Here is a 12060-nt window from a genome sequence, read left to right on the forward strand (position 1 = left end):
TTAGACTACTATGCCTATGAGATAGGTGAATATGCCCACTACAGCTCCGGCAATGAGTACGAAGACGAGTACGCGGGTTATGCCTTTTTTAAGGTCTGCGTTCTCCCCGAAGAAATGCCCCGCATTGAACAGGAAACCGATAAGGAAGATGACGCCCAGGATGATGGGAAATATGGAACGGATGGTATCGGACACATCGTTAACGGAATCCTCGATGCCCCCGATCTGGGCAAAAAGGGACGTGGACAACAGTGAAAGCAGACTGGCCAAATAGAATGTTTTTTTCATGATGGATGGGTTTAGGTTTTCGGTTCATTTTTGTTATCCGAAAATTAATGTATTTTTAAATATAAATAACTGAAAATCAAATAATTGAATAAAAAATATTATTTGGTTTTGTTTGGTCTGCGTTGGTGTCAATTGACACTAAACTCTATGGGGTTTTGGAGCCAAACTGGTCAAAATCCAAAAAATGAAGATGAAAAAAGTGCCCAAAAACGTCAGATTTCGAATTTACACTGTTCAGATTGTAATGGTTTTGCTCCTCAAAAGTGGACTCCTTTTTGGACAGGATTTGGGTGTAAAAAAGGTAATTGTGATCGATCCCGGACATGGCGGAAAGGATTCCGGGGCCGTGGGGGTGAACCGGATAAAGGAAAAGGATGTGGTCTTGGATGTGGCCAAGGCCATTCTGGAACTCAACGAAAGGTTAAAATCTCCTTTTGATATCTATCTGACCAGATATGGCGATACGCTCGTTTCCCTTTCCGATAGGGCTAAATTGGCAAAGAGCCTGAAAGCAGATATGTTCGTATCGTTGCACTGTAACCATTCCGATTACCCCAATGCTAGGGGCGTTGAAGTGTATGCTTCCAATCAAAATTCTGAATTCTCGGATGATACCATTTGGTTGGCTTTTCAGTTGCAATCCGAGCTTAATAAAAATCTTGGTTTTACGAGCAGGGGCGTGAAGTTTGCCAATTTTCAAGTGCTTAGGGAAACGGTAGATTATATGCCGTCAGTTCTGGTGGAATTGGGTTTTTTGAGTAATGGAGATGAAAGTGGATATTTCCTGAAACCTGAATCGATAAGGGTTTTTGCAATGGTACTTTGGGAAAGTTTAATTAAAAATTTGGAAAGTTATGAGGGAATTGGGGATTGAGATAGTGAGGTGTTTAAAGGTAATTGTCATTCAAATGCTTATTGAAATCACTTCGATAATAAAAAAGAAGTGAAGAATTAATTATTTTTTAATCAATAGAATTCCCCGAGGCTCGCCTCGGGTGTAGTAAAGGAAAAGTTTTAAAAACGGATGGTTTTTCATAACGCTTTGAAAAAGCGTATATTTTCGGTGTGAAAGATGAACATATTTATAAGAGTCATAACAAGACGTTATTGCTTTATCATTTGGTGTTTCCTTTGAAGTACAGGAAGGCTATACTAACCGAAGAGACAGGAAGTACTTTGGTTGATATTTGTAATGAAATATCGAAACGATATGAGCTTGAGTTTGTTGAAATAGGATATGAGCCAGACCACGTTCATTTTCTTGTGCAAAGTGTTCGAAACGTTTCAGTGAGCCAAATGGTTAGAACCGTAAAAAGTATAGTTGCGAGGGAAATGTTTCGACTGCACCTTGAGATAGAACAGATGTTATGGGGAGGTAATTTTTGGTCAAGTGGGTTCTATGCCAACACAGTTGGTCTTTACGCAAGTAAGGAAGTGATTAAAAAATATGTTGAAGATCAGGGGAAAGTAAAAGAATACAAGGAAATTTACTCTGGGCAACTCAAACTATTCTAATACCTCGTGGGCTTGCCCCGAGGTAGTTTATTTTTGAATTTGACATTTCTTGACATGAATAAAATTGACAAATGGAAAGGCTTTCTGAATTACTGAAATCAAAAAGAGAAAAGAAAAGGCTGCTTTTAAGAGAGGTAGCATCAAGAATAGAAGTAGATACCGCTCTAATAAGTAAGATTGAAAATAACGATAGAATGCCAACGCAAGAACAATTAATGAAGTTGTCCCTAACGTTGGAAATCGATTTTGATAGACTATTGATTTTATGGTATGCAGAAAAAATATTTGAAGAAATAAAAGACGAAGCTTTAGCTCCAAAGATATTAAAAATGGTGTTGAGAAAAATCAAAATCAGAAAAACTAAATGGATATAGAATACTTAAACAAAACACCAAGTAATAGCTGTTATAAGCCTCCTATTGACGGTAATCAATTGATTTTACCTTTAGCAGATATGTCCTGGGAGGATTTTGAAAGACTTTGTTTAAGAATGGTTGAATATGTTGAGGGATTTGAAAGGGCAAATTGTGAAATTTTTGGAAGACCTGGACAAAAACAAGATGGAATTGATATTTACGCAAAAAAAGGAGTCGATAGTTATTTTACTTTTCAATGTAAACGTTATAAGTCTATTTCCGTTGCAGATTTAGAAAAAATCTTTTTAGAGTTTGAAAAAGGAACCTGGTTTCCAAAAACAAGAAAATTCGTTCTCTGTACTTCAGCTAATTTTTCTGATGTAAAGTTGCAGAAAAGATTTGAAGAAATAAGGAATGAATCTCATAAGAAGAATTTAGAGGTAGATAAATGGGATTTTACTTCCATCAATAGAATTTTAAAAACTCACCCTCAAATAGTTTATGATTTCTTCGGTTCTGAATGGTGCAAAAAATTTTGTGGAGAAGAGGTTTATAACAATTCAGTTGTAAGTCTGGATATTGTTAATATGGATGGGGCTTTGAAGAAAGCTTCTCTTTTCATGTCCCAGGTGAAAAACTACTTTGAAAAACAGCCAGAAACTCATATTGTTAGGAAGGAAACAAACCAAATTATCAGTTGGATAAAATCCGACCTGATTAGGCCCAAAAAAAACATTCTAGTTCTAGAGGGAGAAAAGGGAATGGGCAAATCCGTAATCCTGAAAGATGTATACGAACAATTGATCAATGAAAACATCTTGGTTCTTGGCATTAAAGCGGATAAATATTACGCTACCAACCCAAGAGAACTTGAAAACAAAATATTTGTAAAAGAAGATATTGCCTTCTCTAAAATAATTAGGGCTTTAAATACTCAGAAGCGACAGCTAGTTGTGATTATAGACCAATTAGATGCGCTTTCCCAAACACTTTCTTCAAACAGGGAGTATATTCAAACTTATAATAGGATAATTAACGAGTTACTTGACGAAAGAAATATTAGAGTAATTATTTCTTCAAGGAGTTATGACCTAAAGTATGATGCAGAATTGAGTGTCTATAGGTCCAATGAATTTCATAATATAAAAGCTACTTTATTAAGTGAAAATGAAGTTGTTCAAACCTTACAGAGATTTAACGTTAGTTGTTCCGAGAAAAAAGTATTAGAACTTCTTAAAACGCCGCATCATTTAGAGATATTCACTAAACTTCCCAATAAGGGTAAAATTAATCTTAATACAATATCTTCTTTAAAGGATTTGTATGATGCTTTATGGGACGAGCTAATTATTAAACAACGAAATTCAAAGCTTTTACAGTTATTATATAAAATTGCTGTAAAAATGTATGAAAATCAGCAGATAACGATAAGGAATCAATTTGCAAACGAATTTGATGCAGAAATCATGTATCTATTGAGTAATCAATTAATTATTCTTGAAAATTCAAGCCTTCAATTTTTCCATCAAACCTTTTATGATTATTGTTTTGCAAGACAATTTGTAGAACAAGAAACTGACATCTACCAATATCTTAAAGAGAACGAACAAAACTTAGAGGTCAGGTCTATAATAAAAATGGTTCTTGAGTATTTGCGCGAATATGACCATAAAAAATATATAACAAACACGACATCAATACTCAAATCTTCAAAATATCGATTTCATATAAAAGCTTTAGTCATTAGTAACTTGGGAATATTAGGAGACCCATCAACTGAAGAAAAAAGACTGGTAGACCGGCACATTTTGAAAAATCCTCTTTATGAAGACATATTTATACATTCTGTGTTTTCAAAAGAATGGAGCGGGTATCTCTTGGAAAATAAAGTTCTTAATGAATTTCTTTTCCCCCAAAGGGAATTGTCAAATAAAGCATATGAGGTTTATAAAAGGCAATCTATATTTCAATTAGATTTTTTAGAGAAGTACAATTATAAAAACATAGTTGAATACAGAAAAAATGCAGCTTGGATTTTTTTTAGAAACAATATTAATCATGCTCCATTACTGATTATAAAATTTTTAGATAAACTTCCTGACTTTTCAGAGAAGGACTACTTTATAGAAAGAATATTGATGAATCTTGACAATTGGCAAGAAATATCTCTTCTGCCTTTTTTTGAAAAGTATATCCCTTTTAATGAGGAGTCTAGAGGGAGAGATAATTTTTGGTTTTATCAAATACTCACAAAAATATTCGAGTATCATCAAGAGTATGTTTTCGGGGTACTAGCCCCTATGTTTAATAATGTATTTTATGGTGGTGAATCTTGGCATCACAATGAGTTGTCACATGACCAAGAAGAGTTGTTGAAAAAGCTATATGAACAAAGCCCTGAAAGGAGTTTTGAATTTGTTTTTAAAGTATTTGAGAAAATAATTGAGGACAACAAGGACTTTACCAATTTTGAGAATATAGATTGTCCGCTATACAATTGTACAAAGTTCATTGATGGACTAAGCTCATCAAAAGATGCGCATGTCATAATGGAAGAATTTCTGGTCAAGCATATAAGATCAAGATTGGAAGAAAGAGACTATATTATAGATTTCTTCAAAAAACATAAGAACTCAAATTCAGTATTTATTCTTAGAATATTGGTGCTAACATTAAATAATGATAAACATTTATTCTTGAATGAGACATCAGAACTAATATCAATCATATATAATAAAAAGGGCTTAAATGGTTATGATGATAAGTTTCAATTATACCTGAGACAACTTATTGCTAATTCTTTCCCCCATTTTTCTAAGAAATGTAAAAACCATATAGCTGAAATTTTATTGACAATAAAAAGTCCATACGATTCTGGATTTAATAAATATCAAGACGAGGATGGAAATCAAAAGGTTTATTTCTCCGGCTTTGGCAAAAAACAGTACTATTTCATAAAACAACTTCCAATAAATGAAATTGAACAAATCACTAAGCTAAAAAAAGTCTTTCAAGAATTTTATCGGAGATTTGGAGATGTTGACAGCAACAAAGCGCATCATATATCATCTTCCTCAGGAGTATATACCGTTGGACCTCCATTGTCTCAAAAAGCATATTCGAAAATGGACTTGCAAAATTGGAAAAACAGTATGGTAAAGTTCAATGACAACTATCATGAAGGACATGGGCCAAAAGGAGGAAAACATGAACATTCTAGAGCTTTTGAAGAAACCGTTAAAAATGAACCTGACAAGTATTATGATTTTATCAACGGTTTATTCCATGATGAAAAGGTTTCAATTGATTATGTTTCCAAAGGAATTGATGGTTTAATAGCTTCCAAATATTCACCTGATAAGGTAAAAGAACTATACAAAAGGTTTATTCGATTAGAATTAGATAGGGATAATACACTTTACGCGATATGGCAATCCAGATACTTTATAGAACATAAACTGGTTGATAAGGATATTATTTCTTTTTTAAGTGAAAGTGCAAAAAATCACCCTAACCCTGAGAACCCGATGAATGCAAATGACCCATCATTTGATAGTTTAAATACAGTTAGAGGAGCGGCCATTCATAAAATTATGCAGTGCTATGAGCAAGGAGAGTTTGCGGAAATGATATTCGAAACTGCCGAAAAAGGAACATTGGACCCTCAAATTTCTGTAAGGGTAGCTGTGATGCAAGAACTTGCCTATTTAAATTATCTGGATTTAAATAGAAGTTTCAAAATTTTCATGGAATTGATTAGAGATGCCGACATCGAGTTATTGAAAAACTCTTTTAGGACATCCCAATATTTTAATCATAAATTTCATTTTGAAATGTATCCATATTTTAACAAAATCATGGAACATAAAGAGCTTCATAATGAAGGAAATGTTATTGTTTTGAGTTGGTTAATTGAAGAAATAAATGATAAAAATTTATATACAAAATTTGTTAAGTTAAGTGATGAGGCAAAGCTTTGTGCATTAAAAATTGCAGAGGCCAACCTATTTGACAAAAATGGAAAACCAGATAAAAAATCATTCCAAATATTGATTAGTTTTCTAGATGAAAAAGGCGAAGATTTTGCATCCGCTTATTCCGGAATTGTTTTAAGAAAATTCAAATATTATAATTTCAAGGATGTCTATCCATTTTTGTTAAAATATTCAAGAAGCAAGTTATGCATGGCTCAACCTAGATACTTCTTTCAATTACTCTTAAGTTGTGTAAAAGACTATCCAATAGAATGCTTAACATTAGTTGAAAAACTAAAGTTTGACAGAATTCCAAATGTACAACTCAATGGGCACTATGATAAAGAACCTGTACAGTTAATTTTAGCTATCTACACCAAGTTAAATATGAATTTGAGTAAGAATAGAAAATATGTCAAAAAATCATTGGATATTTTTGATTCTATGCTCAAGCACAATCATTTAAGAATCTCAGTGAATCAAGCAATTCAATTAAGTACATAAGCCAATTTAAATTATATCCTCTTATCCCCAGTACCCTTATCAAACGCCACCAAATTGAACAGTTCCCGCATGCGGCTGCGAACCCTGTTGCCGTAGCGTTCTTCCAGTTCCTCAGCATTGAGGTTGGTGGTGGCATGGGTCTTTATTTTTCGGTTGCTCTTCATGTACAGTTCATGGCGGGACAACAAGACCTCGCCCATCACGTTCAGGTCCTTACCATAGAACCTACCGCTGGGCTCAACGCCCAAGTCGTCAAAACAGTAGAACCTGCTGTTGCCGTAGTCCTCGATGGTCTTAAATCCCAAATGGTTGAACCCAAAGGTCACGTTACGGCAGGGGATGACCTCGTAGGGTTTCCGGTGGGGTACGATATGGCGCAAGAGCTTCATAAGGCTGGTCTTGCCGCAGCCTACCGGTCCCGATAGCAGGATGCCCTTGTCGATGTCGATACCGTGGGCCTCACAATATTCCCGGTCCCTGATGCCGTAGGAGCAGAGCTTCAACAGAATGTCACGGTCGCTTTCATGGATCCTGAACTTTTTGCCGAACAGCAGTTTTCCTTTGGCATCGAGGTAGATGAGGATCTTCGGGAAATCGTACACGACGTTCCTGCCGTCAAAAGTGCCAATCGAATATTCCACGCCGCCTTCGGTGATCTTAGAGGGGTTGTCCATAGTCCTTGGTTTTACTGGTCCGTAGGTGGTCCTCTTTTTGGGACACTGGTTTTGGTTTGTCTCCGTTTTCCGCCCCAGTGCTAGTGCTGTGTTCCATCCAACTTATGGCCAGGGCCTGCCAGTCCCGTACCGGTTGTCCATCGACCGTTTGCCAATGATGGTCGGTATAATGCCCATGGAATTTTTTTGCTTCACCGGCACTAAAACCTTTTTTTTCAAAAAAATCGATGACCGCCCGACAGTCCTTTGGCCGTTTGTCAATGTTTTCCTGTTTGTTATTGTTTATATTAGGTACCAATGCTTGTCCACTGTTGGGACGCTGCGGGTACACTTCCTGTCCTCCATTGGGAGGGTGGTGTCCCGTTAGAGGTACGTCTCTGGGATGGTACCGTTCGGCAAGCTGTTCCAACATGGGACTGTTGTGTCCCGAATTCGGTACCTCTTGGCATAAATTTGCCATCCTTACCGAACTCCCCTTATAGGGGTTGTTGGACGGCAAATAGGAAAGGTAGCCCCACCTGTCCAGATCTACGATGCACCTGTGGTAGGTGGACTTGGAGCCGATCTTGGCCGCGCGCATGAGTTCCCTGCGGCTCACGAAGAAGCCATCGGCAAAGCGGTTGGCGTTCCATTCCAGGAACAGTGCCATATAGAGACTGATGTGCGTGGGGTTGGGGCGGTGGTCGAAATAAAGCCTTTCGAAGGCTGCGTTGAGGAGCTTGATGTAGTTCATGGTGGGAAATTAACGTCTCAGGCCGTGGTGCACGCGGTTGGCCTCCATGACCTTTTGTATCTCTTCGGCATCGTAGAAGATGATGCCGCCCACCTTGGTATAGGGCAAAGTGCCGTTGATGCGCAGGTTCTGTAGCGTGCCCGGGCTGATCTGCAAGAGGTCCATGACCTCGGAGGATTTCAGGTATTTTTTCAGGCCGCCCTTGGACTGTTTGGCCAGGAGTTCCTTGATGCCGTCAAGGAGTTCCATCTTGAACTCCATGAGGTCTTCCGTTGTAATGATGGTTGCTGCCATTTGTAACTGTTTTTTTTGGTTAAAAAAACAAAGCCGCCCTTGGCCCGATGGCGTTTGGGCGACTTTGCCCTGATTTGACTTTCGTACTGCAAATCTGGAAAGGATTATTTGAAAAACATCCATAGTCGACCCCAAGATGGGTGATTTTTTTAGACATTTATTTTGGGGCATTAAGTACTGGAACAGCAATAGAAAACCATAATAGAGGCACCAAAACGCCACAAATTTTATGTCTTTTGGAGGTTAAGGGGTTTTCCCAACTTGGGGTCGACTATGGATTGGCGTCGGACTCGTCCAGGCGCTTGGCGAGCACCTCGATGAGGCGATCCAGGAACTTGGTACGGCTGCACTTGCGTGCCCGTATCTCGATAAAGGTGTGGTAATAGTTGCCCAGGTCGATGTTGAACGCCTGCTCGAAGTGGGTGGCCATTTCCTTGATGTCGGCGGTGCCGCTGTTGATGGCCCCACTGGCCTGGAGCGCGTATATCAGTTCGATGAGCTCCGTTTTGCTGCCCGTCCAGAAAAGTTTTGATGATTGCCTCATGGGATGTGGTTTTGGGTTATCGGTATGGTTCTCCAGCTTTGCAATCTCCTGTTGCAGGTAGACAATGAGCATGTCGTAGGCCATGATGGTGGCTACGGTCAGGTCCTGACAGGTGGAAAACTGCTCATCTGTGAAAAAGTGGAAGGAATCCGTAGGCATGCGCAGGTCCGACCGCCCCCTGACGAAATACTGGTCGTCGAGGGAGGTGGCGCCCCTGCGGTAGTAATGGTAGAACTCGAGATTGTCGTTGAAATAGACCTGGAGTCTGTCGATCTGGGCATTGAGGTACTTGACCTGGAACTTGGAGCTGCTTCGGGGACGTTTGCTCTCGATGCCGTAGAGCTTGCCGTAGTAGATGAGCTTGCTGAATATCTGTGGCTTCACGTGCTTAAAGAAATGGATTTCGTCGCGCTTACCGGGGAATCCGTTGGCCACGATTTCGGAGCGGAGCCTCTTGATGCACCGCTCCGTATGCTGGATGCCAGTTTCCGCCTTATGCAGTATGTCGATATGGCGGGCCTCCAGCGCCTCCAGTTTGGCCTCAAATTCAGATATCAGGTTCTCGTACTCCATAGGGGCGCTCCATAGTCATTACCGGCCCTCAAGAACGCCAAGGCGTTCCAGTATATAATTATCGGCCGTCTGTAGGTAGGCATAGCGTCCCTCGACAAGGGCACCGAGCTTGCGCTTTTCAAAGGCGGCGGTCATGCCCAGGTCAATCTGTTCGAACTTTAGGGCAATGGCCCGTTCGATGGTGCGGTAAAGCAGTTGGCGATAGGTGCCGTAGGCCTCGTTGCAACCGTAGTCCAGCCCCACAAAGGCGGGAATGTAGGTGTGCCTTCCATTCTTATAGCAGAGCATCGCCCCGATAATTTGTTTTGGGCGTTCCTTGGGGGCGATGGCAATGAACTCCCATTGGGGATGGGCGGCCATATTATCGAACAGCTTGGCGGGAAACGCAAAGGTGTTCAGTCCAAGGTTGTTCTCGTGAACATTATTATAGAGCTCGCGTATGCGTTCCAGCTGTGCAGGGTTGGGAGATTCAATGATTTCAACTTGGGTCAAGGGCAATCTGGACATAATATCCTTTCTGAAATGCCGTCGGTTACGTGCCGATAGCTGTCCGATATAACCCCCAATGGAAATGCCCTTTTCCAAATGGACCGAACAGGAGTCCGGCATCTGGACACGGACAAAGCCCTGTCCCTGAAAGTGGCCGTGCAGGGCATCCTTTTCCGCAAAGTCGCGCAATACAACCATTTTTGCACCGTGCCTTTTTTCAAGGTGCTCCAATTGCTGTACAAGGATATCCAGGGCCTTATCCCTTAAGGGCGTAGAAGCATCCAGAAAAAGGTGGTCACCCTCGGTAAAGAGCGAGCCCATCGCGAGCACCCTAGAGGTCATGTGGTAAGGGTCGTCCTTTCTGAGTACCTCGATTTCGGTCGACAGTTTTGGTGGGGCCAGCATATCGTCCTTCCAGAGCGACAGGGTGAGGTAGGTGGCCAGGACGGGCGTCCGGTCATGCCCATAAATGATAAGATACCAAAACTTCCAATCGTGCTCCTTTTGACCGTTATCGCTGAAACTCTTCTCCAGGAACTTGAGGCCGTCCCAATCGAAGACCCCGCGACGGCCCATACAACGGTTCCAGGTCTCCCTATCAATGTTTTGGATGGAAGTCTCTAGCGTTACCGAAAGCCCATGGGTGTCCAGGGTTCCTGCCTCTGATTTTGGTTTTAGTTTAAAGGCATGGAACACCCTTTGCGGCGTGGTACCGGTATCGGCGAGTGCTTTTGGGAAATGGTAGGCCATGGCCTCGACCAGTCCCTTGATTTCCTTTTTTTGGTTGTGCCGTGAGATGGTTATGCGTACCCCCGTGTTCTTTACGGGAACGGCCGGGAACAGCCCGAGGTTGACATAATAATCCTCTTTCATGAGCCGGTTCACGAAGTTATAGCCGGTCTTGGGCATGCCCGTGCCGATATAAAAGACCGGTGAATCGTTATGGTCGACCAGGGGCAGATCGGTAGCCCCTAACAGGCCGTTGAAATATTTGATGCGCTCCCTCAGGTCGTTCTGAAGATCGTATATCTCGGGGGAGAGGTGGATGTCCGCCGAGGCGATGGCTGCCGCCACGGAGGCGGGCTCCAACTGTGCGGAAAAGGTGAGCGGCCCGCCGAAGGTCCTGATCTTGTTGTGCATCTTTTTATCGGCGCAGGCCAATACGGCGCCGCTGGCACCGAAGGTCTTGCTCAGCGTGCCGAAGAGCAGGACGTTATCCGGTAGTTCACCGAGCTCGGACAGGGTATGGCCCGTACCGTTCCTGCCGCTCCAGCCCATGCCGTGCACATCGTCGATGTAGAGGGAGAGTTGGGGGTACCTGTTGCAGAGCGCCATCAAATCACTGATGGGGGCATAGTCGCCATACATGGAATAAATACCGTCGGCCATGTACCAGACGCGCTCCCGTTTGTTGGAATGGGACTTTATCTTGTCCTCCAACATATTAAGGTCGTTGTGCCGTACCATATCAATGGGAACGCTACGGTTCTTGAGCACTTTGGAAGCGCTCTGGACGCTCCAGTGCACTTGGTGGTCCAGGATGATGGCGTCCCGGTCGCTGACTGCACTGGGGATGACTCCCAAATGCCCGAGGGTACTGTTCTTGGTGATGATGATGGGGCTGCCGTACATTTGGGTGACCTTTTGCTCCAATTGCCCATAGAGCGGATGGGAGACATAGGACTTGGACAGCGGGAACTGTGTGCCATAGGCCATGATGGCATCGGCGGCCGCCCGTTTGAGCCTTATGTCCTGTTCCAGTCCCAGATAGCCCGTGGTCCCAAAATGGAACAGTTCCCGGTCACCAATGCCGATAGTCCTTCCCGAAAATGAGCTCCCCTCTGCATAAAGGTGCAGTATACCTTCCTGTTTGGCGTCCGTAAAGACCTCGTTTACGGTGTCCAAAAAATTGTTGTGTTTGATCTTTGCCATATCGTTAGATTTTTATGTCATAAAAGTTAACACCATTTGTAGTGTTTTGGAACATGGTCGAGTTCCATAATCCCTTAAGGTCAACCTTAAATCCTTTCAGGACAACAAAAGGCCTTTCTAAATAGAGTATAAACAACTCATTATCAGGATATGTGTTGATTATTTTGTAAGTTTATTCAGAAAA

10 protein-coding genes are annotated in these 12060 nt (G+C 41.6%); 4 read left to right on the top strand and 6 right to left on the bottom strand.

Annotated elements, in window-relative coordinates; translation table 11 throughout:
• A complete protein-coding gene (locus tag ACIEHO_RS10760) occupies positions 1–288 on the bottom strand; it encodes a hypothetical protein (RefSeq protein WP_406971519.1) in 288 nt (95 codons plus the stop codon).
• A 184-nt stretch (positions 289–472) separates the two neighbouring features.
• On the opposite strand from ACIEHO_RS10760, the gene ACIEHO_RS10765 reads away from it, so the two are divergent.
• From ACIEHO_RS10765 to ACIEHO_RS10780, 4 genes are all read left to right on the top strand, one after another.
• Positions 473–1162 (top strand): N-acetylmuramoyl-L-alanine amidase family protein, encoded by a 690-nt coding sequence (locus tag ACIEHO_RS10765; RefSeq protein WP_406971521.1) that lies wholly within the window; start codon positions 473–475, stop codon positions 1160–1162.
• A 191-nt stretch (positions 1163–1353) separates the two neighbouring features.
• Positions 1354–1803: an IS200/IS605 family transposase gene (gene tnpA, locus ACIEHO_RS10770; RefSeq protein WP_406971523.1), complete on the top strand. Its 450-nt coding sequence runs from the start codon at positions 1354–1356 to the stop codon at positions 1801–1803.
• A gap of 71 nt (positions 1804–1874) precedes the next feature.
• Positions 1875–2177, top strand: coding sequence for a helix-turn-helix domain-containing protein (locus tag ACIEHO_RS10775; RefSeq protein ID WP_406971525.1), 303 nt, complete (start codon positions 1875–1877; stop codon positions 2175–2177).
• Positions 2168–6637, top strand: a complete 4470-nt coding sequence (locus ACIEHO_RS10780; protein ID WP_406971527.1) for an AAA family ATPase — start codon at positions 2168–2170, stop codon at positions 6635–6637. The genes ACIEHO_RS10775 and ACIEHO_RS10780 overlap by 10 nt, the downstream gene beginning before the upstream one ends.
• A gap of 11 nt (positions 6638–6648) precedes the next feature.
• On the opposite strand, the gene ACIEHO_RS10785 is transcribed toward ACIEHO_RS10780, so the two are convergent.
• The 5 genes from ACIEHO_RS10785 to ACIEHO_RS10805 form a co-directional block, all read right to left on the bottom strand.
• The gene (locus tag ACIEHO_RS10785) at positions 6649–7311 is read right to left on the bottom strand and encodes an ATPase (RefSeq protein WP_406971529.1); all 663 of its coding nucleotides are present in this window, start codon (positions 7309–7311) and stop codon (positions 6649–6651) included.
• Positions 7295–7771 (bottom strand): hypothetical protein, encoded by a 477-nt coding sequence (locus ACIEHO_RS10790; protein ID WP_406971531.1) that lies wholly within the window; start codon positions 7769–7771, stop codon positions 7295–7297. The genes ACIEHO_RS10785 and ACIEHO_RS10790 overlap by 17 nt, the downstream gene beginning before the upstream one ends.
• Positions 7772–8053: 282 nt before the next feature.
• Positions 8054–8338: a helix-turn-helix domain-containing protein gene (locus tag ACIEHO_RS10795; protein WP_406971533.1), complete on the bottom strand. Its 285-nt coding sequence runs from the start codon at positions 8336–8338 to the stop codon at positions 8054–8056.
• A 271-nt stretch (positions 8339–8609) separates the two neighbouring features.
• Positions 8610–9455, bottom strand: a complete 846-nt coding sequence (locus ACIEHO_RS10800; protein ID WP_406971535.1) for an RteC domain-containing protein — start codon at positions 9453–9455, stop codon at positions 8610–8612.
• An 18-nt stretch (positions 9456–9473) separates the two neighbouring features.
• Positions 9474–11876, bottom strand: coding sequence for an aminotransferase class I/II-fold pyridoxal phosphate-dependent enzyme (locus ACIEHO_RS10805; RefSeq protein WP_406971537.1), 2403 nt, complete (start codon positions 11874–11876; stop codon positions 9474–9476).
• Positions 11877–12060: the final 184 nt, after the last annotated feature.

The organism is Flavisericum labens (assembly GCF_045446075.1).
GTDB lineage: Bacteria > Bacteroidota > Bacteroidia > Flavobacteriales > Flavobacteriaceae > Flavisericum > Flavisericum labens.

Bases quoted from the DNA above. Each gene is read 5' to 3' on its own strand.
- ACIEHO_RS10790 (WP_406971531.1), bottom strand. From the start codon at position 7,771: ATGGCAAATTTATGCCAAGAGGTACCGAATTCGGGACACAACAGTCCC.
- ACIEHO_RS10765 (WP_406971521.1), top strand. From the start codon at position 473: ATGAAGATGAAAAAAGTGCCCAAAAACGTCAGATTTCGAATTTACACT.
- ACIEHO_RS10795 (WP_406971533.1), bottom strand. From the start codon at position 8,338: ATGGCAGCAACCATCATTACAACGGAAGACCTCATGGAGTTCAAGATG.
- ACIEHO_RS10775 (WP_406971525.1), top strand. From the start codon at position 1,875: ATGGAAAGGCTTTCTGAATTACTGAAATCAAAAAGAGAAAAGAAAAGG.
- ACIEHO_RS10760 (WP_406971519.1), bottom strand. From the start codon at position 288: ATGAAAAAAACATTCTATTTGGCCAGTCTGCTTTCACTGTTGTCCACG.
- ACIEHO_RS10805 (WP_406971537.1), bottom strand. From the start codon at position 11,876: ATGGCAAAGATCAAACACAACAATTTTTTGGACACCGTAAACGAGGTC.
- ACIEHO_RS10780 (WP_406971527.1), top strand. From the start codon at position 2,168: ATGGATATAGAATACTTAAACAAAACACCAAGTAATAGCTGTTATAAG.
- ACIEHO_RS10785 (WP_406971529.1), bottom strand. From the start codon at position 7,311: ATGGACAACCCCTCTAAGATCACCGAAGGCGGCGTGGAATATTCGATT.
- ACIEHO_RS10800 (WP_406971535.1), bottom strand. From the start codon at position 9,455: ATGGAGTACGAGAACCTGATATCTGAATTTGAGGCCAAACTGGAGGCG.